We start from the raw sequence: 24,317 nt of genomic DNA on the forward strand, positions 1-24,317 counted from the left end.
CGAACCGTGCGCCCTGCGCACCGGAGCCGGCCGCCTGCCGGCGTCTTTCCGTGTCTGGAGTCTCCACCATGAATACCCGCAATCCCCCCGGTCCGGGCGCCGTGCCCATGCCGTCGCGACGCCTGTTCGTACAGGGTCTTGCCGCCGGTGGCGTGGTCGCCGGCATCGCTGCCGTCGGCGTGCCGCAGCGCGCGCTTGCCGCGGCCACTGCCACCCCACGCCTGGCCGGTGCCCCGGCCGTGCTCAGCGATACCCGCATCGAACTGGCCATTGGCGAATCGCTGGCCAATTTCACCGGCCGTACCCGCCCGGCGATCACCGTCAACGGTTCGCTGCCCGCGCCGATCCTGCGTTGGCGCGAAGGCCAGACGGTGGATCTGTTCGTGCGCAATACGCTGGACCGCCACCCGACCTCGATCCACTGGCACGGCATCCTGCTGCCAGCCAACATGGACGGCGTGCCCGGGCTGAGCTTCAACGGCATCGGCCCCGGCGAGACCTACCACTACCACTTCGACCTCAAGCAGTCGGGCACCTACTGGTACCACAGCCACTCGATGTTCCAGGAGCAGGCCGGCCTGTACGGTGCACTGATCATCGACCCGGCCGAACCGGCGCCGTACCACCACGACCGCGAGCACGTGATCATGCTGTCGGACTGGACCGACATGGATCCCGGCGCGCTGTTCCGGCGCATGAAGAAGCTCGCCGAGCATGACAACTACTACAAGCGCACCCTGCCCGACTTCCTGCGTGACGTGAAGCGCGAGGGCTGGTCGGCCGCGCTGTCCGACCGTGGCATGTGGGGCCGGATGCGGATGACGCCGACAGATATCTCCGACATCAACGCGCACACCTACACCTACCTGATGAACGGCACCGCCCCGGCCGGCAACTGGACCGGGTTGTTCCGCAGCGGCGAGAAGGTGCTGCTGCGCTTCATCAACGGCGCCTCGATGACCTACTTCGATGTGCGCATCCCCGGCCTGAAGATGACCGTGGTGGCCGCCGACGGCCAGTACATCCATCCGGTCAGCATCGACGAGTTCCGCATCGCCCCAGCCGAAACCTACGATGTACTGGTGGAACCGACCGGCCAGGACGCGTTCACCATCTTCTGCCAGGACATGGGTCGCACCGGCTATGCCGCCGGCACGCTGGCGGTGCGCCATGGCCTGCAGGCACCGATCCCTGCGCGCGACCCGCGCCCGTTGCTGACCATGAGCGACATGGGGCATGACATGGGGGGTGACCACGCGGGGCACGACATGTCCGCGATGATGGGCATGGGCCAGGGCGACATGGACCACAGTGCACATGGCGGCGGCAGTACCGCCAGCAAGGCACCGAAGCATCCGGCCAGCGAACGCAACAACCCGCTGGTGGACATGCAGAGCTCGGCCACCGAACCGAAGCTGGACGACCCCGGCATCGGCCTGCGCGACAACGGCCGCCAGGTGCTGACCTACGGCGCGATGCGCAGCCTGTTCGAGGACCCGGATGGTCGTGAGCCCAGCCGCGACGTTGAGCTGCACCTGACCGGGCACATGGAGAAATTCTCCTGGTCGTTCGATGGCATCCCGTTCGCCAGCGCCGAACCGCTGCGGCTGAACTACGGCGAGCGCATGCGCATCGTGCTGGTCAACGACACCATGATGCAGCACCCGATCCACCTGCACGGCGTGTGGAGCGATCTGGAAAACGCGCAAGGTGAGTTCCAGGTCCGCAAGCACACCATCGACATGCCCCCTGGCACCCGCCGCAGCTATCGCGTGCGCGCCGATGCACTCGGCCGCTGGGCCTACCACTGCCATCTGCTGTACCACATGGAAGCGGGCATGATGCGCGAAGTGAGGATCGAAGAATGAGCCGCTCACTCCTTTCCCCCAGCCTGCTGGCCCTGGGCCTGGCCGCCGCATTGCCGGTGTTCGCGCAGTCGCACGCGGGCCATGACATGGGCGCGATGAACGCACCTGCGAAGACCGCGAAGACCCCGGCCGAACCGGTCGATCATTCAACGATGGATCATTCGAAGATGGACATGGACGCGGCAGATCACGCCGGCATGGACCACTCGAAGATGGACCATGGCGCGACGCAGCCAGCGACGATGGACCATTCGCAGATGGACCACGGGGCGATGGGCCACGGCACGCCCGCACCTACCGAACCGCGCGAGCCGATCCCGGTCCCGACCGACGCCGACCGCGCCGCCGCGTTCCCGCCCATTGCGCATGGTGCGATGGAACACGCGCCGGAGATCAACAGCCTGCTGCTGATCGACCGCCTCGAACACTGGGATGGCAAGAGCAGCAACGGCCAGGCCTGGGAAGCCACCGGCTGGATCGGCGGCAACATCAACCGCCTGTGGCTGCGCACCGATGGTGAACGCAGCCGTGGCCGCACCGAGTCTTCATCGCTGGAGGCCCTGTACGGCCGTAGCGTGTCGCCGTGGTGGGACGTGCTGGTCGGCGTGCGCCAGGACTTCCGCCCCGCCGACTCGCGCACCTGGGCGGCCCTTGGCATCCAGGGCCTGGCGCCGTACAAATTCGAGAGCTCGGCCACGCTGTACATGGGCTCCGGTGGCCAGGTGCTGGCCAAGGCCGAAGTCGAGTACGACGTGCTGCTGACCAACCGGCTGATCCTGCAGCCGCTGCTGGAAGCCACGGTGGCGGCCAAGGGCGAGCCGGAGTACGGCATCGGCCGCGGCCTGAACAAGGTCGAAGCCGGGCTGCGCCTGCGCTATGAGTTCAGCCGCCGCTTCGCGCCGTACATCGGCATCAGCCACGAACGCAGCTTCGGCGACACCGCCGACTATGCCGGCGACCACGCACGCGATACGCGCTGGGTGGCCGGCGTCCGCATGTGGTTCTGATCAGCGGATTGTGAGCAACCGCCAGCCCCGGCAGCCGCCGGGGCCGGCTACACTGCGCCACGTTCCAATGCAGGCTCCGCCATGTCGCTGCAGATCCGCCGCGCCACCCTCGCCGATGTCGACGCGCTGTCGGCCATCGCCATCACCACCTACAACGAAACCTGGGGCGACTCCTACCCGGCGCAGGAGCTGCAGGATTTCCTGCAGGCGCACTACAGCAGCGAACCGCAGCGCGCCGAACTGTCCGACCCGCGCAGTGCGATCTGGCTGCTGATGGACGGCGACGCCGTGGTCGGCTATCTGGCGGCCGGTGCCAACACCCTGCCGCACGCCGAGGCGCGCGAGGGCGACATCGAACTGAAGCGTTTCTACATCCTGGCCGACCATCAGAACGGCGGCCACGGCGCGCGCCTGATGCAGGCGTTCATGGACTGGCTGGACCACCCGCAGCGCCGCACCCTGTGGGTGGGCGTATGGGAAGAGAACTTCGGCGCGCAGCGCTTCTACGCGCGCTACGGCTGCAGCAAGGTCGGCGAGTACGACTTCATCGTTGGCGACACCCACGACCGCGAGTTCATCCTGCGCCGGCCGTGAGCATGCGGCCCCTGTAGAGTCGAGCATGGCTCGACTGTACAAAAGCAACGCGCCTAGAAGTCGAACAACTCCGACAGGAAGCTGTCCTTCTTCTTTTTCTTGTAGCCGTGGCCGTACTGCTGGCCGCGGTTGTCCTCGTAGCGCTGGCCAAGGTGGCGGGTATCGCGATGCATCACCGGCGGCGGCGCAGCGGCCGGCTGTGCCTGCACCGGCGCAGGCGGCGGTACCGTTGCACTGGCACCAGCACCGGCGCGCTCGATGATCTTGTCCAGCTCGCCACGATCCAGCCACACACCTCGGCAGCTCGGGCAGTAATCAATCTCGATGCCATGGCGCTCGGCCATCTGCAGGGTCTGGGTCTTGCACACGGGGCACAGCATGGGCATGGCTCCTGAAGGTCTGGCAACGACTCTACCTGCCCACGGATGACTGTGCGGCAACACATGACCGATGGCACAGGGACTTCCGGCGCGTGCGAGCGTCCCCGGCCGCCTTCCACACTGCACGCTGGTTCCGCAGGGAGTGCGTGCATGACCGTCCTGTCCCGCCTGTCCCGTCTGCCCAGCGCCGCGCGCCTGCTGTTGGTGCTGCTCGGCGTCGGCCTGGGCCTGAATCTGCGTGATGTCGCTGCGGCCGCAGGCGCGCCGATTCCCGCCTTGCCTATGCCCTACGGCGGCAGCCTGCTCGACAACGCACTGGCCGTGCTGCTGGCGCTGCTGCTGGCCGCACTGCTGCGCCCGCGTGGGGAGGGCCTGATGGCCAGCCTGGGGCTGCGCGGCAACGGCTGGCGCGGCCCGTTGTGGGTGTTGCTGGCCAGCCTGCCCTGCTGGCTGGGACTGGCGCTGCTGGGCACGCCCAACACCGCACTGACCGCACTGGATGCAACGACGCTCGCCGTGCTGTTCCCGCTGGCCGAGGAAGTGCTGTTCCGCGGCCTTGGCTTCGTGCTGCTGGTGAAGCTCATGCGCGGCCCGTGGGCCCTGCTTGCGCTGCCGCAGGCGCTGCTGTTCGGCTGGGTGCACTGGCTCGGCTTCGGTGGATTCGACGGCGGCGGCACCGCCCTGTTCGTCGGCGCGGTGATCGCACTGGGCGGCTTCATCTTCGCCTGGCTGGACCATCTGGATGGCGACACCCTGTGGTGCGGCCTGGTGCTGCACGTGTCGATGAACCTGGCCTGGAATGTGTTCAGCCTCGATGACACCGTCGCGCTCGGCTGGCAGGCCACCAGCCTGCGCATAGGCACCGCGCTGCTGGCGGTAGCGGTACTGGCCTGGCAGGTACGCCAGCGGCGCCAGCGCCCGCTGTAACGCCCACTTAGCCTGGCGTGCACGCCGGGATCACCCCCGGCTTGCGCATACTTGCGCGCCTTTTCATTGCTGCTTTCCGGAGCTGTAGCGTCATGTTGCTGTCCAAGCGCCACGTTGAACCCCGCGTCCTGCTGATCGAGGACGCCGAGGAAACCCGCGAGCTGAGCCGTCTTGCGCTGGAAAGCCAGGCCTGCCACGTGGTGGGCGTGAGCTCTGCCGAAGCGGCATTGGGCCTTCTGGCCGCTGGTGAGCGTTTTGACCTGCTGTTCACCGACGTCAACCTGGGTGCGATCAGCGGTATTGAAGCTGCCAACCAGGTGCGCGGGCTATATCCGCAACTGCCGATCCTGGTGACCTCGGGCATGGACCAGCATCAGGTGCTGCCGCAGCTGCGCGATGGCATCCATTTCCTGCCCAAACCGTACAACATGAGCGAGCTGCTCGACGCCATCCGGCTGTGCTTCCGGCACGCCGATGTGGGCGTGTTGACCCGGCCGGATGCACAGGCGGCGTGAGGCGTTCATCCACCATCAACCGCTGCTGTACGGTCCGGTACCCGGGAACACCTTCAGCAGCGCGCGGGTGATCATGTCCGGGTAGACCGTGAAGTGATCTTCGTCATCGATCACCATGTTCTCCACCTTCAACGATCGCCCGCTGTTGCGCAGCTGCTCGGCGAATTCGGCGTTGTGGCGCAGCATGTCGTTGCGGGTGAAGTAACGCGGTTCGGGCTTGACCGTTTCAAAGCTGCCCACCGACAGCACCACCGTGGTCGGCTGCGCCGGCGCCTTGGCTTCGGCCTGCATGCGCGGCACCCGATGGTCGTCGAACCACAGCGATGGGCTGGAGAGGATGTAGGTGCGGAACATATCCGGGCGCGTGGTCAGCACATAGGCGCCGAACAGGCCACCATAGGAATGACCCGCATAGGCGCGCCGCGCCGGATCAGTGCGGTAGCGCGCATCGATCATCGGCAGCACCTGCTCAGCGAGGAAATCGCGGTAGTGCGCCGCGCCGCCGTAGCTGACGTCATCGCTGTAGTCACGCGGATCGGTACGCGCCGGGTCGCTGGGCGTGTAATCGCGCGAGCGGCTCTGCTTGGACGTCAGGCCCTCCTGCGGCGGCAGCCCGACCAGGATGAAATCCTCCAGGTTGGCGCCCTTTTGCCCCACCATGTTGCGCACGCTGCGTACCAGCGGGAAGCTGTACAGCGCATCGGTTACGTACAGCACCGGATAGTGCTTTTCCGGATGTGCGGCGTAGTCGGCCGGCAGCGCCACCCAGACCGGGTAATCGCGGCCGACCGGATCGTGCACGCGCAGCGCTTCGGTATCCGGCAATACCACGCCCGACACAGCGGTGGCCGGGCTCTCCTTCGCTTCACTCTGCGCTGCCGGCGGCGCCACCGACATCGCACAGCCGCTCACGGCCAGGCAGGCCGCCACACTCCATCCACGCACACGCTGCATCCACACGCTCCCGTTGCGGGCGGCGCACCGGATGGCGCCGCTGCCGCATCCTTGCATGGAGTGCAGCCGGGTACCAGTGCGGTCAGGGCGAGGCCGGCGGCGGTGCCGGGAACAGCGTGCGCAGCGCCTGCAATGCGGCCGGGTGATAGATGGTGGCGTGGGTTTCTTCCGGCAGCGGCAGGTATTTCACCAGCGGCGACGGCGACGCCTGTTGCAGCAGCGTGGCCAACTGCGCGGCGGACGCAGCCAACTCCGGCTGCCCACTGCTGGCCAGGAACACGCGCGGCTGCACACGCGTCACTGCCGGCAGCTGCTTGGCCACACCCGCCAGCATCGTGCCCCGGTTCCACCACAGGCTAGGGTCCAGCGCGATGTAGCTGTTGAACAGCGTCGGCTCCTGCAGCAGCGTTTCCACCACGAACAGGCCGGCCAGCGATTCACCGATCAGCGCGCGCTCGTCGGTGGTCGGGTAGCGCTGGCGCACCTGTGGCATCAGTTCATCGCGCAGGAAGGTGCGGTAGGCCGCCGAGCCGCCGATGCGCGGCGCGATCTTCTGGTCCTGCGGGTCCTTGCTGGGGCCGGTCATGTCGCGGCGGCGCTCGGTGTTCTCGATGCCGACCAGCAGGAACGGACGCATGCTGCCATTGCCACTCAGCACCTGCACCAGGCCGGCCACGTGCAGGAAATCCTCACCGATGCCGCCGTCGGGCATGTAGAGCACCGGCAGCGGCGTTTTCGGGTCAAGGCCCCACGGCTGCGGGCGGTAGACGTTGATGCGACGGGTCTCGCCCAGCGCCTTCGACTGCACGGTGAAGGTCTCGCCGATGACCAGCGGCGTGGCCGGCGTTGTCTGCGCGGACGGCGCCGGTTCGGCGGCCATCAGTGGCGTGGTGGAGACAGCGGACAACAACAGCGACAGCACGATGAGGCGCATGGGGAAAACCCATCCTGGGAAAGAGACCGAGGATACCGCCCTGCCGCAGGCATTGGCGGCTTCGGCACGCTCAACACCCCTGCCAGATGCGTAGATCCACGCCAAGCGTGGATGGACCACTGTAGAGCCGAGCCCACGCTCGGCTAGGCCTTGGTGCAAACCGCAGCCGAGCATGGCTCGGCTCTACAACACCTCACCCAGGCGCGGACGCCAACACCTCGTTCGTCGCAAATGCACCGATATTTGAGGACATGACTCGCGGGTCGTGCCACCACTTCAGGCGATAATCACGCCAACTATCCACGTGATACATCACGGCATTGTCGCCGCCGCCAGCAGATTTCGACATTTTCCAACGCGATTGACTGAGCACTAGAACGAACACGTCGCGTGCTGTCGCTTGCTGCATCAGATGTGTCTGCGCCACCATCGCCGCGCGCCTGGGTACTGCATTTCTCTTCGGAGAATCCTCATTGAAATCCAAGCGCATGCGTAAACACCATGCTGCGCCACCGACAACGGGTGGCACCGGGCCTGCAAGCCCGTGATGACTGTAAGCATGTTGTTTGCGCTCACCCGCCGACACTGTCTCTGGACCGTGCCGGCGGGTGATCCGTCGGCCTTCATGGCGGGCGGTGCGTGGGGGTTTTCGGACCCGCCGGTTAACTGCTTACTGTCATCCCGGCTTGCAGCCACGCATCGCCCGCCACCCGCCCTGCGCGGTGGCATTCCCACCCCAGCGCCGAGGAAGCCGACATGACCCAGCGTCCGCCCTATGCTTCAGATGCCGCCAGCGTCAACGATGACGACGACAACCCTTCGCCCGAACTGAGCACCTTCCTGGGCTGCCTCAGACGCATCCGCGCGGGCGAAGGCGCCGATGGCTTGCCCTGGCCTGAAACCAGCCTTTCCGCAGGGCGCGGGGTTGCCCTGTCGCGGGTGGAACGGGCCGCCATCGGCATGCTGACCGTGGCGGAAATGCTGCACGCAGCCGACCGTTGTCGGTCGATGGCAACACCGGAACGCCATCTGGATGAGGGCGTGGTTGAAGGGCTGTTCTTTGGCTGCCGCAGCCTGGCCGAGCTGGTGTGCCGGGATGTGCGGCCGGAGTAGCCTCACCCTGCACCGCAAACCGGGCCATACTGGGGCCGGACCGGCCGGTACCGGGTCCCATCGAAACCTACAAGGAGGTTTGTATGTTGAATGTTGTGATCGTTGCCGCGCTGGCTGCTGGCCCCGCTGCGTCCGTACCGTATGCCGATTGCCTGCTGGGCAATATCCAGCCCGGACTGTCCGATCATGCAGTGCAACTGGTACAGCAGGCGTGTGCCGCAAAGCATCCAGACAGTTTCCTTGCCTCGCTGGAACTGGAACGCACCTACAGCGCCCAGCGGCAGGCGCGGTTCGATGCGGATCGTGCCGCGGCGGAGCGGGCCGCCAACGCCGCAGCCTCTGCCGCACAGGCAGCGGCGGAGCGCGAGACGGCGCGAGCGCAGGGTGCCAAGGCCAAGTAGGAGTTGGCACAAGCAACAAAAAAGGCACCGCTTGGCGGTGCCTTTTTGAATGACCTGGATCATTGATGCAATGGTGGGCCGTGTAGGATTCGAACCTACGACCAAAAGATTAAAAGTCTTCTGCTCTACCGACTGAGCTAACGGCCCATTGCACTGCCCCAGCCTTTCGGCGGGGTGGGCATTCTACCCTACTTTGTCCGATCGCGTGAAACCCCGGTGTGTCGAGGTTGCCGGCCAGCGGCCGGCTCTACCTCGATCTGGGCCGCGGGCTTAAACCTTCCGGGCCAACGTCGCATCTCAGCTGTGATCCATCGCGGAACTCCGGATGCGCCTGCCCTTCAGCCTCATTGCCGCCCTGCTGCTGCCCTGCGCGGCCCTGGCCGCCCCGTCCCAGGTGGTCACCGACGACATTGCCCGCTTCTGGGCCACCTACGATGCGGTGCGCGCCGAACCCGACGCCGAGCGCCAGGTGGCGCTGGTCCAGCAGCGCTACATCGATCCGGGCAGCCCGGGACTGCATGCGCTGATGCAGGTGCGCAACTACACCGCCCGCGAATACGCCGAGGCCATGAACGCGTGGCCGCGCTTCTGGACATCGGTGCGGCCGCTCACCGCCAACGCACAGCAGGCCAGTGCCTCGCTGGAGCGCGATCTGGCTGCGTTCCGTGCGCTCTACCCTGCCCTGCGCCCGGCCACCATCACCTATGCGGTGGGCGTGCTGCGCACCGGTGGCACCACGCTGGGCGACAAGGTGCTGCTTGGAGCGGAGATGGCGCTGGGCGATGAGCGCGTGGACGTGAGCGAGCTTCCGGAGAAGATGCGCGACCGCCTGCGGATCTTCTACGACAGCCGGCCGGGCGCGAACAACGCGCAGAACAACCTGCACGAGTACGTGCACACGCAGCAGCGTGAGACCACCGGCAGCCTGGCCCAGTACGCGGTGCGCGAGGGTGTGGCCGAGTATGTAGCAGAGCGGTTGAGTGGGCGTCGGCCGGCGTTGCCGCTGTACAGCTACGGGCCCGCGCATGAGGCGGACATCCGCACGCGTTTCATTGCCGAGATGGACGGCGGTAACCTCGACAACTGGCTCTACAACAGCGCCCGCAATCCGTTCGGGGTGAGTGATCTGGGGTACTACGCCGGGTATCGCATCGCACAGGAGTACATGCGGCGGCAGAAGGATGAGAAGGCTGGGATCGCGCGGATGATCGAGTTGGACTATGCCGATCCGAAGTCGGTGCGGGCCTTCATCGAGGCGTCGGGGTGGTTGCCTGATGAGGCTGCCGGCCAGCGGCCGGCACTACCAGACTCCAGCCGCCGGTAGCGCCGGGACAGAGAGTGCGAACCAACGGTTCGCACCCACCATCGGGGGCATCAGCCCCATCACCTCAGGCGTACAACGTGGGGTCCGGCACGCCGGCTTCGGTGAAGCCCTGCGCGCGCAGGCGGCAGGCGTCGCAGTGGCCGCAGGCGGCGCCGTTGGCGTCGGCGTTGTAGCAGGACACGGTCAGGCCGAAGTCCACGCCCAGGCGCACGCCTTCGCTGACGATCTGGCCCTTGCTGAGGAACTGCAGCGGGGCATGCACCTTGATGCCCGCGCCTTCCACGCCCGACTTGGTGGCCAGGTTGGCCAGCGCCTGGAACGCGGCCACGAACTCGGGGCGGCAGTCCGGGTAGCCGGAGTAGTCCACGGCGTTGACGCCGCAGAAGATGTCATTGGCACCGAGCACTTCGGCCCAGCCCAGGGCCAGCGACAGCATGATGGTGTTGCGCGCCGGCACGTAGGTGACCGGGATGCCGGCACCGCCGGCTTCGGGCACGTCGATGTCGTCGGTGAGTGCCGAGCCACCGATGCTGCGCAGGTCCACGTCCACGGTCTTGTGCGCGACCACGCCCTGGGCCTTGGCCACGCGGGCGGCGGCGTCCAGTTCGGAGGTGTGGCGCTGGCCATAGCGCACGCTCAGGGCATGCACGGCGAAGCCCTGTTCCTGGGCCATGGCGATGACGGCGGCTGAATCCATGCCGCCGGAGAGAAGCACGACTGCCTTCTTCATGGGTAAAACATCCGGTTGGGAGGGGAAAGCCAGCACGCTGTCCCGCGCCGGAGTTACATCAGGGAACGTTGCCTGGCCTCATCGGCCCGGCTCGTCGTTCCACAGGATTTTATGCAACTGCATCTGGAAGCGCACCGGCAGGCGGTCTTCGACGATCCAGTCGGCCAGCTGGCGCGCGGTGATCTCGCCCTTGCTGGGCGAGAAGAACACGGTGCAGCGCTTGACCAGATCGTGCTCGGCCAGCAGGGCCTTGGCCCAGTCGTAGTCTTCGCGGCTGCAGATGACGAACTTGATCTGGTCGCGGGCGGTCAGCAGCGGCAGGTTTTCCCAGCGGTTGCGCGCCACTTCGGCCGAACCCGGGGTCTTGATGTCGACTACGCGCGATACGCGCGGGTCCACCGCGCTGACATCCAGCGCGCCGGAGGTTTCCAGCGAGACGTCCATGCCGGCGTCGCACAGCTTCTGCAGCAACACCAGGCAGCGCTTCTGCGCCAGCGGCTCGCCGCCGGTCACGCAGACGTGGCGCACGCCCTGGGCCATCACCTCGGCCACGATGTCGTCGATGTCCCACCAGGTGCCGCCGTGGAAGGCGTAGGCGGTGTCGCAGTACTGGCAGCGCAGCGGGCAGCCGGTCAGGCGCACGAACACGGTCGGCCAGCCGGCGGTATCGGCTTCGCCCTGCAGCGAGGTGAAGATCTCGGTGATCTTCAGGCGCGGCAGCGGCGACTGCACGATGTCGCTGGGGGTGGCGACGGCGTTGGACGGGGTAACGGCGGTCATGGCGGGCACTTCTTGGTGGGACACGTGGCGGGTGGGCTACCGTGGCCGGTAACGAAAGCAGCCGAGCATGGCTCGGCTCTACAACTGCAACCGGACGGGCATGGCCCGGCGCTACCGGATCCGGGCGGGTTTGCCGATCCGGAAACGAAAGCAGCCGAGCATGGGCTCGGCTCTACAGGGCATCTATTGTACGCCCGGTCAGCGGATCAGCGGATCTGCTTGCCGAGGCGGATGGACTGCAGCCGGTCCTGGGCGGTGCGCGCGGCGTCCGAGCCCGGGTACTGCGCCACGACGGTCTCCAGCGTCTGCTGGGCCTGGTCGACCTTGCCCTCGCCATACTGCGAGAGGCCAACCTTGAGCAGGCCACCAGCGGCCTTGTCGTGGGTCGGATAGCGCGCGAGCAGTTCACGGAACTGGGTCTCGGCCATCGGGAAATTGCGGGTGGCGTAGTAGCTCTCGCCCAGCCAGTACAGCGCGTTCGGCGCGTAGACGCCGTTCGGGTACAGCTGCAGGAAGCTCAGGAACAGCTGCGCCGAATCATCGTACTTGCCGGCCTTCAGCGAATCGAAGGCGACGTTGTAGGAGGTGCGCTCGTCGCCGGTGGCGGCAAGGCTGCCGGCATCACCATGGACGGAAGGCGGCCGCTCGGAAGTGGCCGCCGCTGCGGGTTTTGCCGGGGCCGGTGCGGCCTTCGGCGCGCTCGCCGGAACGGGCGGCAGGGCCGGGGCGGCATTGCCCCCTTCCAACCGGTTCAGGCGGCTGTCCAGATCCAGGTACTGGTCCTGGGCGGACTGCTTGAGCTGGGCGTTGTCGTGCTGCAACTGCTCGATCGAGGCCTGCAGGCTGGTGACCTGCTGCCGCAGCTGGTTGATCTGGTTCAACAGGTCCTGGTTGGCACTGTTGTTGTACATCTGCTGCTCGAGCGCGCCGACACGGTCAGCCAGGCTTTGTCGCTGTGCATGCGCCGGTGCGGCAGCCACGAGGGCTGCCGCAACGACCAGCATCAGTTTGATGCCAATGCGCATGGATTACTGCGCGGTGTAGACGATTTCGACGCGACGGTTCTGCGACCAGCAGGACTCGTTCGACTCGGTGCAGACCGGACGCTCTTCACCGTAGGACACGACGGTCAGCTGCGAAGCCGAGCCACCGTTGGCCTGCAGGGCCGAGTTGACGCCGTTGCCACGACGCTCGCCCAGGGCCTGGTTGTACGCGCGCGAACCGCGCTCGTCGGTGTGACCCTGCAGGGTGATGCGCGAGGACGGACGGTCACGCAGGTACTTGGCGTGGCAAGCCATGATGGCCTGGAATTCCGGCTTCACGTCTTCCTTGTCCAGGTCGAAGTAGACAACGCGCTGGCGCAGGCAAGCGTCGGTGTCCAGGTCGCCCGGGCCGTACAGGCCCGAGGTCGACGGACCGGTCGGGGTGGTGGTCGAGGTGCCGGTGTCGACCGGGGCTGCCGGCTCTTCCTTCACCTTCTTCGAGCAACCGGCCAGGACGGCCACAGACAGCAGGGAAACAAGCAGAACGCGGGTGGACTTGTTCATGGCGATACCTTTGTGGCTCCTAGGCCGATGAGGGGTTCAAGACAACGAAAATATTAACACTCTTTTAGCGCTGGGTACGGTATGGGGACCATGCCGGTTCGCGCACATCACCATCGGCCAGGACCAGACGCTGGCGAACCCGCGCATCGGCCGAGACGGCATACAACACGCCACGCCCACCTTCGCGGGCGGCGTACAACACCATGCTTGCGTTGGGCGCAAAGCTCGGCGACTCATCCAGCGAACCCGGCGACAGCGTGCTCCAGCGCGGCGAACCCAGCGAGCTGTCCATCATCGCGATCTTGTAGCTGTTGCCCGAGCCCTGGGCGACGGCGATCTTCTTGCCGTCGTAGGACACCGAGGGCTTGGCATTGTAGTTGCCCTGGAAGGTCACGCGCTCGGCGCTGCCGCCGCCCGCACCCACCTTGTAGACCTGCGGACGGCCGCCGCGGTCGGAGGTGAAGTACACCGCGCTGCCATCCGGCGCCCAGGTCGGCTCGGTATCGATGGCGAAGTGGTTGGTCAGCTGGGTCAGCTGCTTGCTGCCCAGGTCCATCACGTAGATTTCCGGGTTGCCCGAACGCGACAGGGTTAGGGCCAGCTTGCGGCCGTCCGGCGAGAACGCCGGGGCGCTGTTGATGCCGCGGAAGCTGGTGACCAGCTCACGCGCGCCGGTGCCGATGTTCTGGATGTAGATGGCCGAATTGCCACGCTCGAAGCTGACGTAGGCCAGCTTGCTGCCATCCGGGCTCCACGACGGCGACAGCAGCGGCTCGGCCGAACGCACGATGGTCTGCGGGTTGTAGCCGTCGGAGTCGGCCACCATCAGCGCATAGCGCATGGCATCGCCCTTGCCGCTGGCGGTCACGTAGGCGATGCGGGTCCAGAAGGCGCCGCGCACACCGGTGATCTTTTCGTAGATGGCGTCGGCCATCTGGTGGGCAACGTCGCGCATGGCGTTGCCACGGGCGGTCATCGCCAGGCCCAGCAGGCGCTCCCCCTTGGGCACGTCGAACAGTTCGTACTCGACGCGGTAGGCGCCAGCCCCGGCGTCGAGCACGCGGCCGACCACGATGTAGTTCTGCTTCAGCGCGCGCCAGGTGGCGAACTGGATGTCGCCGCCGCGCACCGGCTTTTCGACGATCTGCGCTTCGGGCAGCGTACGGAACTGGCCCGAACGCTCCAGGTCGGCACGGACCACGCCAGCGACGTCGGTCTGCGGTGCAGCCGCCGAACCCTGATAGGGCATCGGCACGATGGTGATCGGCAGCGCGGAGGCATTGCCGCCGATGATGTCGATATCCAGCCCCTTCTGCTGCGCGACGGCAGCAAAGGGCAGCAACAGGGCCGCAAACACGGCAAGCCAGCGAGGCATCTTTTTCATGGAGCGCTCAATAGGGGGAAACCGGAACGAGGGATAACAAAGCGGAAGTGAACCGCTTCGCAATCATGAACCAAGGGTACGTGAATTCCGGGTCAGTTCCAGCCCGTCCTCTCACGCACCGTTAACGTCGTGGCTAACATCGCGCCCGCCTGCCCCGTCACGCCGCCCAGCGGGGCGGTGTTCGACAGCAGTCCACAGACTGCCCGACCGGAACCGGGCCGACCAGAGGCAGGCACGACAAACGTGGGCACGAGCGGCCGTGCTGGCCGCCCTGCCCGGCCGCCTCAGCGATCCTGGGCGGTAAAGGTGAAGTTGAGCGTGCGCGCGAATACCGACTCAAAGCCGCGATACGGCAGCGGCTGCGCGTTGAGCACAGCGGCCTCGATCGAACGCTTGCCGGCCTCGTCGTACGGGCAGTTCGGGCTGACCTTGGCCTGCATCACCGTGCCACCCGGAATCTGGGTAATGGTGATCTGGCAGCGCTGGCCCAGCGGCACCGTATCCGGGCGCACCCACTGCGACAGTACCTTGGCCTGGATCGCGGCTGCGTACTTGGCCGAAAGATCGTCGCTGTTGCCTCCACCACCGGCGGCCGGCTGGGACGCACCGCTGGCACCGGCGGCGGCACTGCCGGCAGCGTTGCGCGCGGCGGCCACCTGGCGCAGCTTCTGTTCGGCCAGCTTGGCTTCCTTCTCGGCCTGCTCGCGGCGGGCACGGATCTCGGCGATCTTCTTCTGCTTCTCGGCCTCGGCCTTGTCAGCGGCCACGCGCTCCTGCTCGGCCTGCTTCTTCTTCTCGTCCGCTTCCTGCTGCTTTGCCAGGCGCAGCTTCTGCTCCGCTTCTTCCTGGCGCTTGCGTTCGGTCAGGTCGATCTGCTCCTGGCGGCGCTTGGCTTCCTGCTCCTGCTTGGCCTTCTCCTGCGAGATGGCCAGCGCGCTCACCGCTTCCTGGTCCTTGGTGTCCGGCTGCGCGACGCGCTCCTGCGCCTGTTGCTGCTGCGGCGTGGGGGCGTCCTGCGGGCGCGGCTCGGGGATCGGCTGCGGCGGCGGAATGGTGTCTTCCGGCACCGGGACCGGCTCGGCCACCGGCGGCGGCAGGTCTTCCAGCTTTTCCGACTGCCGCAGGGCCTGGCGCGCAGCGGAGGCCTCGGACGCAGACAGCGCCAGGCTGGCCTCGACCGACGGATCACCGGCGGCGGCGTCGGTGTTGCGCTCGGGCGACCAGAACCAGGCCACGATGAAGACCAGCGCGACCAGCAGGTGCACCAGCAACGCCAGCGCCAGGGGCAGGCCCCAGCCGGGTTCGCGCTGCTGCGGGGGTGGCAGGGCGTCAGCGTGCATCGGTGGCCAGGCCTACCTTGTCTACCTTGGCGCGCTTGATCACATCCATCGCGGCGATGACCTTTTCATAGGCCACGGCACGGTCGGCGGCGACGATCACGCGCACGCCCTTGTCCTGGGCGGCGATGCCGGCCAGGCGGCCTTCCAGTTCCTCGGCCGACACGGCAGTCGGTTCCTTGGCATCGGGCAGCTTCAGGCTGAGCTGGCCGTCCTGGCGCACCGAGACGATCACCGGGTCCTGCTTGCTTTCCAGCGCCTTGGCGTTGGACTGCGGCAGGTCGACGTCGAAGCTCAGCGTGAGCAGCGGCGCAGTGACCATGAAGATGATCAGCAGCACCAGCATGACGTCGATGTAGGGAACGACGTTGATTTCCGATTTCAGCTTGCGGCGCTTGCGGCGACCGATGGCAGCGGACATGGCTTGGACTCCCGGGTCAGGCGCTTACTCGTCGCCAGCGCTCTGGCGCTGCAGGATGGAGCTGAACTCTTCGGCAAAGGTCTCGAACCGCACCGACATGCGCTCAACGCGGGTGGTGAAGCGGTTGTAGGCCCACACTGCCGGGATGGCCACGAACAGGCCGATGGCGGTGGCGAACAGCGCTTCGGAGATGCCCGGGGCAACGGCGGCGATGCCGGCCTGCGCACCGCTGCTGATCATGTCGTGCATGGTCACCATGATGCCGAACACGGTGCCGACCAGGCCTACGTACGGCGCGGTCGAGCCGATGTTGGCCAGCAGCTCCAGGTTACGCTCGAGCTGGTCCACTTCGCGGGTGTAGGTGGTGCGCATGGCACGCTGTGCGCCTTCCAGCTGCGCGCGGCCGTCCAGCCGGCGCTTGTCGCGCAGGCGGGTGTATTCGCGGAAACCGGCTTCGAAGATCGCTTCCAGGCCACCGACATTGCGGCTGCGGTCGGTGGCCGAGCTGTACAGCTTGCCCAGGTCGGCGCCGGACCAGAAGCGGTTCTCGAACTCGTCGGCTTCACGGGTGGCCTGCTTGAACACGCGGGCCTTGCGGAAAATGATCACCCAGCTGACGAACGAGCCGACCAGCAGCAGCAGCACGATGATCTTCACCGGCAGGCTGGCCTTGGCCATCAGCTCGAGGTAGTTGATGCCGCCGCCGGTGGTGGCCTGGGCAAGGGTCTGGGTCGCGGCGTTGCTGACATCGGCCGGCAGTGCCTCGGTGACCGTGGCCTGCAGGGCCAGGAGCGTTGCGATCATCCGTTGTTCCTCAAAGTTCGGATTCGGGGTGGAGGTGGGGTTGCAGCATGGCAAGGACGGCCTCGTCCATGCCACGCGGGCGGAAACTGGCCGCTTCCAGTGCGGCGATGCGGACCTGGGCCGACAGCAGCAGTTCGCCATCGCGCAGGATCTGCTGCTCGAAGACCATGCTGGCCTTCTTCAGCTGGACCAGGCGGGCGCTCACCTGCAGGGTGTCATCCAGCCGTGCCGGCCTGATGAAATCCATCTGCATCGAACGCACCGCGAAGATCATGCCGTGCTCGATGCGCATGCGCTCCTGGCCGTAGCCCAGCGCGCGCATCCATTCCGTCCGGGCCCGTTCCATGAAGGCCACGTACCGGGCGTGGTAGACCACGCCACCGGCATCGGTATCTTCCCAGTAAATGCGTGTCGGCCAACTGAATCGCGGCTCAACCGACATCGGGAACCTCGGCGAACAGGTCCTGCGGCGGGTTCTTGGGTTTCAGGCCCATGTGCCGGTAGGCCTTGTGCGTGGCCATGCGGCCACGCGCAGTGCGCACCAGGAAGCCCTGCTGGATCAGGTAGGGCTCGACCACGTCTTCCAGCGTGCCGCGCTCTTCGGACAGCGCCGCAGCCAGCGATTCGATGCCGACCGGGCCACCGTCGAAGTAGTCCACCATCGTTTTCAGCAGGCGCCGGTCAAGCTCGTCGAAGCCTTCCGGGTCGACCTTGAGCATCTTCATCGCGGCCTGGGCCACCGGCTCATCGATGTGGCCACCTGCCTTGACCTGCGCGTAGTCGCGCACGCGTCGCAGCAGGCGGTTGGCGATACGCGGGGTACCCCGCGCGCGGCGCGCGATCTCCCCTGCCCCATCGGCGGTGCAGTCGATGCCGAGGATGCTGGCGGAGCGGCGCACGATACGGGTCAGCTCCTCGACGCTGTAGAACTCCAGGCGCTGGACGATGCCGAAGCGGTCGCGCAGCGGCGCGGTCAGCAGGCCGGCGCGGGTGGTGGCGCCGATCAGGGTGAACGGCGGCAGGTCGATCTTGATCGAGCGCGCCGCGGGGCCCTCGCCGATCATGATGTCGATCTGGAAGTCTTCCATCGCCGGGTACAGCACTTCCTCGACCACCGGCGACAGGCGATGGATCTCGTCGATGAAGAGCACATCGTGTGGCTGCAGGTTGGTCAGCAGCGCGGCCAGGTCGCCGGCCTTCTCGATCACCGGGCCGGAGGTCACCCGCAGGGCCACGCCCAGTTCATTGGCGATGACATGACTGAGGGTGGTCTTGCCCAGGCCCGGCGGCCCGAAGATCAGCACGTGGTCGAGGGCGTCGCCACGCCCCTTGGCCGCCTGGATGTAGATCTCCATCTGCTCGCGCACCGGCACCTGGCCGAGGTAATCGGCAAGGCGCTTGGGGCGGATGCTGGCGTCGGCGGCGTCATCCTCGCGGGTGGCGCCGGCGCCGATGATGCGGTCGTCGGTCATGTGCTGATTATGCGGCAAAAGTACGGGTTTCGGCCGGGCTGCGCCCGGCACCCGCAGAGGCCGAAGCAACGGCAACAGCCGAAGCAAGAGCAGAAGCAGGGTTGCTGAGGGATGGCAGGGTGGGTCCGGCTGCGGGGGGGCCGTAAATACGTCCATGTAGGCTCGGTCGCCGCATCCATGCGGCTCACGCCCCCGCAACCGGACCCACCCCGCCTTCGACAGATTCCCGCGATCTGTCTGGATGGCGTGGCCTGCTCTGCCCGCTCTTGGTGGGTGTCGACCTTGGTCGACACGGTAGATCCACGCCATGCGTGGATGGAACGGTGCAGCCGAGCAATGCCCAGCTGCTGGCGCGGAACACTTCGGGAAGCCCAGCCCCCTTGTTGTTCAAGGGGGCGCGCCGATAGGCGGGGGGATAAGGTGGAATGCGCGCGGGGCCCACGGTTTGCGCAGCAAATCGTGGGACGTAGCGCAGGTGGAGATTAAATCTCTACCTGCGCGCCCAGCTCGACCAAACGGTTGCCTGGAATCCGGAAGAAGCCCGTGGCCGGCGCGGCATTCCGATGCATCAGCGCGAACAGCTTGTCGCGCCAGATCGGCATGCCGCGGTTGGCGGTGGCCACGATGGTCTCGCGGCTGGCGAAGAAGGTGGTGTCCATCGGGTCGAAGTAGATGCCGCCGTGGTCGCACGAGCGCATCAGCGCCAGCGGCACGTCCGGGGTCTCCATGAAGCCGAAGCGCACGTAGACCCGGTAGAACTCGTCGCCCACCGATTCGATCTTCAGCCGCTGTCCCTCCGGCGCGTACGGCACCGGCAGCGTCACCACGTGCAGGAACACGTTGCGCTCGTGCAGCACCTTGTTGTGCTTGAGGTTGTGCATCAGCGCGTGCGGGGCCACGGTCGGGTCGGCGGTGAGGAACACGGCGGTGCCCGGCACGCGTACCGGCGGTGCCAGCATCAGGCCCGGCAGGAAGGTATCCAGGCGGATGCCGTCCTTGCGGATCTCATCGCGCAGCAGTTCGCGGCCACGGCGCCAGGTGCGCATCATGGTGAACAGGAAGATGCCCAGCACCACCGGGAACCAGGCGCCCTGCAGCAGCTTGGCGCCGTTGGCGATGACGAAGCCGAGGTCGATGATGAAGAACACCACGCACAGCGGCAGCAGCCAGGCGCGCGCCTTCGGCCACAGCGAGCGGGCGACCAGGGCCAGCAGCAGGGTATCGATCAGCATGGTGGCCGACACCGAGATGCCGTAGGCCACGGCCAGGTTGGACGAGCTGCGGAAGGCCAGCACCAGGCCGATCACCATCACCGCGATACCCCAGTTGATCCCCGGGATGTAGATCTGGCCGATGGTGTCGTGCGAGGTGTGCTTGATGCGCATGCGCGGGATGTAGCCCAGCTGCATGGCCTGGCGCGAGACCGAGAACGCGCCGGTGATGACCGACTGCGAGGCGATCACCGCCGCCATCGTGGCCAGGATGATCATCGGGTACAGCGCCCACGACGGCACGGCCTCGAAGAACGGGTTCTTCAGCGCCTCGGGATGGTTGAGCACCAGCGCGCCCTGCCCCAGGTAGTTCAGCACCAGGCACGGCAGCACGAAGAAGTACCAGGCGTGGCGGATCGGCTTGGCGCCGAAATGGCCCATGTCGGCGTACAGCGCTTCGCCGCCGGTCACTGCCAGCACCACCGCACCGAGGATGAAGATGCCGTGCCAGCTGTGCTCCATGAAGAAGCGGATCGCCCACCACGGGTTGAAGGCTTTCAGCACTTCCGGCGCGTCGACGATGTTGTAGATGCCGATCGCCGCCAGCGAAATGAACCAGACCGAGGTGATCGGGCCGAACGCCTTGCCGATCTTCTCCGTACCGAAGCGCTGCGCGGCGAACACCATCAGCAGCACCACCACGGTGATCGGCACGATGAACGCATGCAGGCCGGGGGCCGCCACCTCCAGGCCTTCGACCGCGCCCAGCACTGAAATGGCCGGGGTGATCACGCCGTCGCCGAAGAACAGCGAGGCGCCGAAGATGCCCAGGATGCCCACCACATAGGCCGAGCGCGACCCGTTGCGCAGCGTGCGCTGGGTCAGCGCCATCAGCGCCATGATGCCGCCCTCGCCGTCATTGTCGGCGCGCATGATGATGGTCACGTACTTCAGCGTAACCACGATGTTCAGCGCCCAGAACGCCAGCGACAGCACGCCCAGCACGGTGTCGTGGTCGCTGTTGAGCCCATAGTGCGGCGAGAACGCCTCCTTCAGGGTGTACAGCGGGCTGGTACCGATATCGCCGAAGACCACGCCGATCGCACCGATGATCAGCGCCATGCCTCCGGCTGGAGGAGCGTGACCGTGGCCGCCGGGGGCAGCTGCGTGCGGGGTTTGACTGCTGGACATGGGACTCCTGGCGAAGCTCAGGCGGTTCGTTGAAGGAAAGGAAGGCGGATCAGCGCAGCGCCGACTGCAGCGCCTTGCGGATCACGGTGGCCACTTCGTCGCCTTCATTGAAGGCGTCCCGGGCCATGCGGGCGGCTTCAGCCGGCTTGTAGCCCAGCTGCTGCAGCGCCACGGTGGCATCGGACAGCGGGTCGGCCGGGGCCGGGCCACTGCCGGTGGGCAGCGCGCCGCCGGCACCGAACTGGGCGGCGCGGTCACGCAGCTCCAGCACCATGCGCTCGGCGGTCTTCTTGCCGATGCCCGGAATGCGGGTCAGCGCGGTGATGTCGCCGGCCTGGACCATGCGCGCGAATTCCTCGACGGTGACGCCTGACAGCACGGCCAGCGCGATCTTCGCGCCGATGCCGCTGACCTTCTGCACGTCGCGGAAGAGGCGCCGCTCGCCCTCGCGCAGGAAGCCGTACAGCGAGACGCTGTCTTCCTTCTGTGCGTAATGGGTGTACAGGGTGACCTCGCGGCCGAGCTCGGGCAGGTCATAGAAGGTGCTCATCGGCGCCTCCAGCTCGTAGCCCACTCCGTTCACGTCCACCACCAGCCACGGCGGCGCCTTGTAGGCGACGATGCCGCGCAGTCGACCGATCATTGCGTGCAGCTCCTCATTTGCGGCCCCACGCCTGGCGGGCACTGAGCCCCAGGCGGTTGGCCGTCGCCCTTACGTGGGCATGGGTGATCGCCACCGCCAACGCGTCGGCCGCGTCGGCCTGCAGCTTGGTTTTCAGGTTGAGCATGAGCCCGACCATGTGTTGAACCTGTTGCTTTTCGGCGCCACCGCGGCCGACCACCGCCAGCTTGATCTCGCTGGCCGCATATTCGTGCACCGGCAGGTCGCGCAGCACCACGGCCGAGATCGCCGCGCCACGGGCCTGGCCCAGCTTCAGCGCTGAATCGGGGTTGCGGGCCATGAACACGCGTTCGATGGCCACTTCCTGTGGCTCGTATTCGCGGCACAGGTCGGCCAGGCCCAGCACCAGCAGCTTCATGCGCTGCGGGAAGTCGTCGGCGCCCAGCAGCACCAGCGGCTGGTGGTGCACGTGGCTGACGCGGCCGGTGGCGTCGACATCGATGATGCCGACCCCGGTCCGCTGTGAACCGGGGTCGATGCCGAGGATGCGGGTCATGCCGCACTCCTGGCGGGGCGGAACGGGATGCGCTGGCAGGCGTATGGGCTCATGACTGTCCGCGGTGACCGTTCAACGGCCCGCGCCCAGGCCGTCGAAGACGGCTCAGGCGTAGGCGTCGGCGCCGAGTTCGGCGTTGGAGTACACGTCCTGCACGTCGTCCAGGTCTTCCAGCATGTCCAGCAGCTTCTTGACCTGCAGGGCGACGTCGCCTTCGACCTTGATGTCGTTGTCGGCGCGGAAGGTGATCTCGGCGTGGTCGGCGACATGGCCCGCAGCGGTCATTGCATCCTTGACCGCGTTGAACGCGTCAGGGCTGGTGACCACATCGATCGAGCCGTCGTCCGGATAGACCACAATGTCATCGGCGCCGGCCTCGATGGCCGCCTCGGTGATGGCTTCCTCGTCGGCACCCGGGGCGAAGCTGAGCACGCCCAGGCGCTTGAACATGAAGGCCACCGAGCCTTCGGTGCCCATGTTGCCGCCGCACTTGCTGAACGCATGGCGGACATCGGCCACGGTGCGCACGCGGTTGTCGGTCAGGCAATCGACGATCACGGCCACGCCACCCGGGGCGTAGCCCTCGTAGCGGATTTCCTCGTAATCGACGCCTTCCAGTTCACCGGTGGCCTTCTTGATGGCGCGCTCGATCACGTCCTTGGACATGTTCACGGCCAGGCCCTTGTCCACCGCCACGCGCAGACGCGGGTTGTTGTTGGGGTCGCCTCCACCGCCGCGCGCGGCAACGCCGATCTCGCGGATGATCTTGGTGAAAATCTTGCCGCGCTTCGCGTCGGACGCGTTCTTGCGGGCTTCGATGGAGGGGCCTCTACCCATGGGTGCTACCGTCTGGCTGCTTCAGGATCAAGGCGCGGATTCTACCTGATCGGGGGCGGCAACCGTGTCTAGGCCCTTATTGTTGTAGAGCCGAGCCAATGCTCGGCTCAATGGGCCCGACGGAATGCAGCCGAGCATGGGCTCGGCTCTACAGGGCGGCCCCGCCCCCCCCTGCCCCTATGCCGCCGCCGCGTCGCGGCTGTGGTCGAACTGGCCGTGGCGCAGGAAATGCGCGGTCTGCCGGGCAGCGTCGGGCGACACCACCAGGCCACTATGGCTGGTACGCACCACGCAGTGGTCAGCCAGCCCCGGCAGGCGGGTCTCGGCCAGGGCCACGGTGCCATCGGAGGCGTCGTCCATCGCGCCCAGCAGGCTGCCCAGCCCATGCGGCACTGAGCCGGCGATCAACCCAACCTCGGCCTTGCCCTGCCAGTCCGGCAGGCCATCCAGCAGCAGCTCGCTGCTGCGGCCCAGCGCCAGGCCCCAGCCATGATCGGACAACGAGCGCGCGGTGCCACTGCCGCGCAGCGGCGAGCCCAGGCAGACCACGCGCTGTACCGGCAGCTGCGGATTGCGCCGCAGCGCTTCCAGCGCCAGCAGCCCGCCCAGGCTGTGGCCGACCAGCGACAACGGGCCGGCATCGGCCAGCCGCTCCAGCAGCTGCGGCACGGCCACGTCCGGGCCACCGAACACCGAGGAATAACCAAACGCGTGCACCTGGAAGCCACGCGCGCGCAGGCGCCAGGCCAGCGGCCCGACCCAGGCGCGGGCATTCCAGATGCCATGCAGCAGCAATACGGGGGGAGTCATGCAAACAGCCTGGCAGTCAGCGGGGCAGGAACGTACGGTGATTGAACACGCGCGCGCAGCAAGCGGCGGTGAACATCAGGCTGCGCGCGGTGCGCGGCGCAGGATGAATTCGAGATCGTTCGTGTCGCCCACCGGGAACAGGTATTCGCCGGCCTTCTCGAAACCGTAGCGGGCGTAGAAGCGCTGTGCGCCGAAGTTTTCCGACCACACGCCCAGCCACAGGGTGCGCGGGCCTTCGTGTTCCAGCCAGGCCAGTGCGGTTTCCAGCAGGCGGCTGCCCCAGCCACAGCTCTGCTGGGTCTTGATCAGGTACAGGCGCTTGAGCTCGCCGTCACCGGGCTTCACGTCCGGGTGCGGCAGGCCACAGGGACCGGCGGCGGCATGGCCGACCGCCTCCCCGTCCAGCTCGAGCAGCCACACCGCGTAATCCGGGTGGGCCAGGATCACGCGCTGGCGCTCGACCGTATAGGCCTCCTCAAGGAAGGCCTGGAGGTCCTGCGGCGGATACAGATGGCCGAAGGTTTCGGTGAACGTGCGGGCCGCCAGCGCCGACAGGGTCGGCGCGTCGTCCACAGTAGCGCGGCGGATCGAATACATG

Annotated in this window: 28 protein-coding genes and 1 tRNA gene; 8 read left to right on the forward strand and 21 right to left on the reverse strand. The window is 67.0% G+C overall.

Annotation, left to right across the window (positions count from 1 at the left end; all coding sequences use genetic code 11):
• Nucleotides 1-68: 68 nt before the first annotated feature.
• The 3 genes from AASM09_RS17385 (at nt 69) to AASM09_RS17395 (ending at nt 3,469) form a co-directional block, all read left to right on the forward strand.
• Nucleotides 69-1,868 carry a copper resistance system multicopper oxidase gene (locus AASM09_RS17385; RefSeq protein ID WP_049429917.1) on the forward strand — a complete coding sequence of 600 codons (1,800 nt, stop codon included), beginning with the start codon at nt 69-71 and terminating at the stop codon, nt 1,866-1,868.
• Nucleotides 1,865-2,875 carry a copper resistance protein B gene (locus tag AASM09_RS17390; RefSeq protein WP_100443660.1) on the forward strand — a complete coding sequence of 337 codons (1,011 nt, stop codon included), beginning with the start codon at nt 1,865-1,867 and terminating at the stop codon, nt 2,873-2,875. Before AASM09_RS17385 ends, AASM09_RS17390 begins: the two co-directional genes overlap by 4 nt.
• An 81-nt stretch (nt 2,876-2,956) precedes the next feature.
• Complete coding sequence (locus tag AASM09_RS17395; RefSeq protein ID WP_049428695.1) at nt 2,957-3,469, forward strand: GNAT family N-acetyltransferase; 513 nt, start codon at nt 2,957-2,959, stop codon at nt 3,467-3,469.
• A 53-nt stretch (nt 3,470-3,522) separates the two neighbouring features.
• Here AASM09_RS17395 and AASM09_RS17400 read toward each other — a convergent pair whose 3' ends face one another.
• Nucleotides 3,523-3,849 (reverse strand): zf-TFIIB domain-containing protein, encoded by a 327-nt coding sequence (locus AASM09_RS17400; RefSeq protein WP_049428698.1) that lies wholly within the window; start codon nt 3,847-3,849, stop codon nt 3,523-3,525.
• Nucleotides 3,850-4,008: 159 nt separating this feature from the next.
• On the opposite strand from AASM09_RS17400, the gene AASM09_RS17405 reads away from it, so the two are divergent.
• Together AASM09_RS17405 and AASM09_RS17410 are read left to right on the forward strand one after the other, a co-directional pair.
• On the forward strand, nt 4,009-4,776 hold the full coding sequence (locus AASM09_RS17405) for a CPBP family glutamic-type intramembrane protease (protein WP_414488878.1): 768 nt from the start codon (nt 4,009-4,011) through the stop codon (nt 4,774-4,776).
• A gap of 92 nt (nt 4,777-4,868) precedes the next feature.
• The gene (locus tag AASM09_RS17410) at nt 4,869-5,291 is read left to right on the forward strand and encodes a response regulator (protein ID WP_049428703.1); all 423 of its coding nucleotides are present in this window, start codon (nt 4,869-4,871) and stop codon (nt 5,289-5,291) included.
• Nucleotides 5,292-5,306: 15 nt separating this feature from the next.
• On the opposite strand, the gene AASM09_RS17415 is transcribed toward AASM09_RS17410, so the two are convergent.
• From AASM09_RS17415 to AASM09_RS17425, 3 genes are all read right to left on the reverse strand, one after another.
• The gene (locus tag AASM09_RS17415; RefSeq protein WP_049428706.1) at nt 5,307-6,245 is read right to left on the reverse strand and encodes an alpha/beta hydrolase; all 939 of its coding nucleotides are present in this window, start codon (nt 6,243-6,245) and stop codon (nt 5,307-5,309) included.
• 82 nt (nt 6,246-6,327) lie between these two features.
• Entirely contained in the window at nt 6,328-7,179 is an 852-nt protein-coding gene (locus AASM09_RS17420) for an alpha/beta hydrolase (RefSeq protein WP_049428707.1), read from the reverse strand.
• Nucleotides 7,180-7,372: 193 nt separating this feature from the next.
• A complete protein-coding gene (locus AASM09_RS17425) occupies nt 7,373-7,669 on the reverse strand; it encodes a hypothetical protein (RefSeq protein WP_152906565.1) in 297 nt (98 codons plus the stop codon).
• Between the two features lie 266 nt (nt 7,670-7,935).
• Here AASM09_RS17425 and AASM09_RS17430 point away from each other — a divergent pair, with 266 nt between their 5' ends.
• Both AASM09_RS17430 and AASM09_RS17435 read left to right on the forward strand, forming a co-directional pair.
• Nucleotides 7,936-8,292 carry a hypothetical protein gene (locus AASM09_RS17430; protein WP_049428708.1) on the forward strand — a complete coding sequence of 119 codons (357 nt, stop codon included), beginning with the start codon at nt 7,936-7,938 and terminating at the stop codon, nt 8,290-8,292.
• A gap of 83 nt (nt 8,293-8,375) precedes the next feature.
• Nucleotides 8,376-8,693 (forward strand): hypothetical protein, encoded by a 318-nt coding sequence (locus AASM09_RS17435; RefSeq protein WP_049428710.1) that lies wholly within the window; start codon nt 8,376-8,378, stop codon nt 8,691-8,693.
• Nucleotides 8,694-8,764: 71 nt separating this feature from the next.
• On the opposite strand, the gene AASM09_RS17440 is transcribed toward AASM09_RS17435, so the two are convergent.
• A tRNA-Lys gene (locus tag AASM09_RS17440) sits at nt 8,765-8,840 on the reverse strand.
• Between the two features lie 178 nt (nt 8,841-9,018).
• Here AASM09_RS17440 and AASM09_RS17445 point away from each other — a divergent pair.
• Complete coding sequence (locus AASM09_RS17445) at nt 9,019-10,017, forward strand: DUF2268 domain-containing putative Zn-dependent protease (protein ID WP_049428711.1); 999 nt, start codon at nt 9,019-9,021, stop codon at nt 10,015-10,017.
• A gap of 64 nt (nt 10,018-10,081) precedes the next feature.
• On the opposite strand, the gene queC is transcribed toward AASM09_RS17445, so the two are convergent.
• From queC to AASM09_RS17525, 16 genes are all read right to left on the reverse strand, one after another.
• Nucleotides 10,082-10,747 carry a 7-cyano-7-deazaguanine synthase QueC gene (queC, locus tag AASM09_RS17450; RefSeq protein WP_043400548.1) on the reverse strand — a complete coding sequence of 222 codons (666 nt, stop codon included), beginning with the start codon at nt 10,745-10,747 and terminating at the stop codon, nt 10,082-10,084.
• Between the two features lie 78 nt (nt 10,748-10,825).
• A complete protein-coding gene (gene queE / locus AASM09_RS17455; protein WP_100443661.1) occupies nt 10,826-11,527 on the reverse strand; it encodes a 7-carboxy-7-deazaguanine synthase QueE in 702 nt (233 codons plus the stop codon).
• A gap of 206 nt (nt 11,528-11,733) precedes the next feature.
• A complete protein-coding gene (gene ybgF / locus AASM09_RS17460; protein WP_033832980.1) occupies nt 11,734-12,552 on the reverse strand; it encodes a tol-pal system protein YbgF in 819 nt (272 codons plus the stop codon).
• A gap of 3 nt (nt 12,553-12,555) precedes the next feature.
• Nucleotides 12,556-13,074, reverse strand: a complete 519-nt coding sequence (pal, locus tag AASM09_RS17465; protein ID WP_005410748.1) for a peptidoglycan-associated lipoprotein Pal — start codon at nt 13,072-13,074, stop codon at nt 12,556-12,558.
• Nucleotides 13,075-13,138: 64 nt separating this feature from the next.
• Nucleotides 13,139-14,458 (reverse strand): Tol-Pal system beta propeller repeat protein TolB, encoded by a 1,320-nt coding sequence (gene tolB, locus AASM09_RS17470; RefSeq protein ID WP_032128528.1) that lies wholly within the window; start codon nt 14,456-14,458, stop codon nt 13,139-13,141.
• A 284-nt stretch (nt 14,459-14,742) separates the two neighbouring features.
• On the reverse strand, nt 14,743-15,798 hold the full coding sequence (tolA, locus tag AASM09_RS17475) for a cell envelope integrity protein TolA (protein WP_049428717.1): 1,056 nt from the start codon (nt 15,796-15,798) through the stop codon (nt 14,743-14,745).
• Nucleotides 15,788-16,216, reverse strand: coding sequence for a protein TolR (tolR, locus tag AASM09_RS17480; protein WP_005410751.1), 429 nt, complete (start codon nt 16,214-16,216; stop codon nt 15,788-15,790). Before tolR ends, tolA begins: the two co-directional genes overlap by 11 nt.
• Before the next feature lie 24 nt (nt 16,217-16,240).
• Nucleotides 16,241-17,020 (reverse strand): protein TolQ, encoded by a 780-nt coding sequence (gene tolQ / locus AASM09_RS17485; protein WP_006438802.1) that lies wholly within the window; start codon nt 17,018-17,020, stop codon nt 16,241-16,243.
• Nucleotides 17,021-17,030: 10 nt separating this feature from the next.
• Nucleotides 17,031-17,462, reverse strand: a complete 432-nt coding sequence (gene ybgC / locus AASM09_RS17490; RefSeq protein ID WP_049428719.1) for a tol-pal system-associated acyl-CoA thioesterase — start codon at nt 17,460-17,462, stop codon at nt 17,031-17,033.
• On the reverse strand, nt 17,452-18,492 hold the full coding sequence (ruvB, locus tag AASM09_RS17495) for a Holliday junction branch migration DNA helicase RuvB (protein ID WP_005410754.1): 1,041 nt from the start codon (nt 18,490-18,492) through the stop codon (nt 17,452-17,454). Before ruvB ends, ybgC begins: the two co-directional genes overlap by 11 nt.
• A gap of 482 nt (nt 18,493-18,974) precedes the next feature.
• On the reverse strand, nt 18,975-20,825 hold the full coding sequence (locus tag AASM09_RS17500; RefSeq protein ID WP_180848865.1) for a potassium transporter Kup: 1,851 nt from the start codon (nt 20,823-20,825) through the stop codon (nt 18,975-18,977).
• Nucleotides 20,826-20,943: 118 nt separating this feature from the next.
• Complete coding sequence (ruvA, locus tag AASM09_RS17505) at nt 20,944-21,537, reverse strand: Holliday junction branch migration protein RuvA (RefSeq protein ID WP_010481591.1); 594 nt, start codon at nt 21,535-21,537, stop codon at nt 20,944-20,946.
• A 13-nt stretch (nt 21,538-21,550) separates the two neighbouring features.
• The gene (gene ruvC, locus AASM09_RS17510) at nt 21,551-22,072 is read right to left on the reverse strand and encodes a crossover junction endodeoxyribonuclease RuvC (protein WP_006386268.1); all 522 of its coding nucleotides are present in this window, start codon (nt 22,070-22,072) and stop codon (nt 21,551-21,553) included.
• 105 nt (nt 22,073-22,177) lie between these two features.
• Nucleotides 22,178-22,909, reverse strand: a complete 732-nt coding sequence (locus AASM09_RS17515; protein WP_049429571.1) for a YebC/PmpR family DNA-binding transcriptional regulator — start codon at nt 22,907-22,909, stop codon at nt 22,178-22,180.
• 177 nt (nt 22,910-23,086) lie between these two features.
• Nucleotides 23,087-23,719, reverse strand: a complete 633-nt coding sequence (locus AASM09_RS17520) for an esterase/lipase family protein (protein ID WP_043035110.1) — start codon at nt 23,717-23,719, stop codon at nt 23,087-23,089.
• Between the two features lie 75 nt (nt 23,720-23,794).
• Nucleotides 23,795-24,316, reverse strand: a complete 522-nt coding sequence (locus tag AASM09_RS17525) for a GNAT family N-acetyltransferase (protein WP_005410760.1) — start codon at nt 24,314-24,316, stop codon at nt 23,795-23,797.
• Between the last annotated feature and the right edge of the window lies 1 nt (nt 24,317).

The sequence above is a fragment of the Stenotrophomonas maltophilia genome (assembly GCF_039555535.1).
GTDB classification, from domain to species: Bacteria; Pseudomonadota; Gammaproteobacteria; order Xanthomonadales; family Xanthomonadaceae; genus Stenotrophomonas; species Stenotrophomonas maltophilia_Q.

What these genes read in the sequence shown, in the direction of transcription:
- AASM09_RS17385 (WP_049429917.1), top strand. Translation starts at nt 69, where the DNA reads ATGAATACCCGCAATCCCCCCGGTCCGGGCGCCGTGCCCATGCCGTCG.
- AASM09_RS17390 (WP_100443660.1), top strand. Translation starts at nt 1,865, where the DNA reads ATGAGCCGCTCACTCCTTTCCCCCAGCCTGCTGGCCCTGGGCCTGGCC.
- AASM09_RS17395 (WP_049428695.1), top strand. Translation starts at nt 2,957, where the DNA reads ATGTCGCTGCAGATCCGCCGCGCCACCCTCGCCGATGTCGACGCGCTG.
- AASM09_RS17400 (WP_049428698.1), bottom strand. Translation starts at nt 3,849, where the DNA reads ATGCTGTGCCCCGTGTGCAAGACCCAGACCCTGCAGATGGCCGAGCGC.
- AASM09_RS17410 (WP_049428703.1), top strand. Translation starts at nt 4,869, where the DNA reads ATGTTGCTGTCCAAGCGCCACGTTGAACCCCGCGTCCTGCTGATCGAG.
- AASM09_RS17415 (WP_049428706.1), bottom strand. Translation starts at nt 6,245, where the DNA reads ATGCAGCGTGTGCGTGGATGGAGTGTGGCGGCCTGCCTGGCCGTGAGC.
- AASM09_RS17420 (WP_049428707.1), bottom strand. Translation starts at nt 7,179, where the DNA reads ATGCGCCTCATCGTGCTGTCGCTGTTGTTGTCCGCTGTCTCCACCACG.
- AASM09_RS17425 (WP_152906565.1), bottom strand. Translation starts at nt 7,669, where the DNA reads ATGCGCTTGGATTTCAATGAGGATTCTCCGAAGAGAAATGCAGTACCC.
- AASM09_RS17430 (WP_049428708.1), top strand. Translation starts at nt 7,936, where the DNA reads ATGACCCAGCGTCCGCCCTATGCTTCAGATGCCGCCAGCGTCAACGAT.
- AASM09_RS17435 (WP_049428710.1), top strand. Translation starts at nt 8,376, where the DNA reads ATGTTGAATGTTGTGATCGTTGCCGCGCTGGCTGCTGGCCCCGCTGCG.
- AASM09_RS17445 (WP_049428711.1), top strand. Translation starts at nt 9,019, where the DNA reads ATGCGCCTGCCCTTCAGCCTCATTGCCGCCCTGCTGCTGCCCTGCGCG.
- queC (WP_043400548.1), bottom strand. Translation starts at nt 10,747, where the DNA reads ATGAAGAAGGCAGTCGTGCTTCTCTCCGGCGGCATGGATTCAGCCGCC.
- queE (WP_100443661.1), bottom strand. Translation starts at nt 11,527, where the DNA reads ATGACCGCCGTTACCCCGTCCAACGCCGTCGCCACCCCCAGCGACATC.
- ybgF (WP_033832980.1), bottom strand. Translation starts at nt 12,552, where the DNA reads ATGCGCATTGGCATCAAACTGATGCTGGTCGTTGCGGCAGCCCTCGTG.
- pal (WP_005410748.1), bottom strand. Translation starts at nt 13,074, where the DNA reads ATGAACAAGTCCACCCGCGTTCTGCTTGTTTCCCTGCTGTCTGTGGCC.
- tolB (WP_032128528.1), bottom strand. Translation starts at nt 14,458, where the DNA reads ATGAAAAAGATGCCTCGCTGGCTTGCCGTGTTTGCGGCCCTGTTGCTG.
- tolA (WP_049428717.1), bottom strand. Translation starts at nt 15,798, where the DNA reads ATGCACGCTGACGCCCTGCCACCCCCGCAGCAGCGCGAACCCGGCTGG.
- tolR (WP_005410751.1), bottom strand. Translation starts at nt 16,216, where the DNA reads ATGTCCGCTGCCATCGGTCGCCGCAAGCGCCGCAAGCTGAAATCGGAA.
- tolQ (WP_006438802.1), bottom strand. Translation starts at nt 17,020, where the DNA reads ATGATCGCAACGCTCCTGGCCCTGCAGGCCACGGTCACCGAGGCACTG.
- ybgC (WP_049428719.1), bottom strand. Translation starts at nt 17,462, where the DNA reads ATGTCGGTTGAGCCGCGATTCAGTTGGCCGACACGCATTTACTGGGAA.
- ruvB (WP_005410754.1), bottom strand. Translation starts at nt 18,492, where the DNA reads ATGACCGACGACCGCATCATCGGCGCCGGCGCCACCCGCGAGGATGAC.
- AASM09_RS17500 (WP_180848865.1), bottom strand. Translation starts at nt 20,825, where the DNA reads ATGGCGCTGATCATCGGTGCGATCGGCGTGGTCTTCGGCGATATCGGT.
- ruvA (WP_010481591.1), bottom strand. Translation starts at nt 21,537, where the DNA reads ATGATCGGTCGACTGCGCGGCATCGTCGCCTACAAGGCGCCGCCGTGG.
- ruvC (WP_006386268.1), bottom strand. Translation starts at nt 22,072, where the DNA reads ATGACCCGCATCCTCGGCATCGACCCCGGTTCACAGCGGACCGGGGTC.
- AASM09_RS17515 (WP_049429571.1), bottom strand. Translation starts at nt 22,909, where the DNA reads ATGGGTAGAGGCCCCTCCATCGAAGCCCGCAAGAACGCGTCCGACGCG.
- AASM09_RS17520 (WP_043035110.1), bottom strand. Translation starts at nt 23,719, where the DNA reads ATGACTCCCCCCGTATTGCTGCTGCATGGCATCTGGAATGCCCGCGCC.
- AASM09_RS17525 (WP_005410760.1), bottom strand. Translation starts at nt 24,316, where the DNA reads ATGTATTCGATCCGCCGCGCTACTGTGGACGACGCGCCGACCCTGTCG.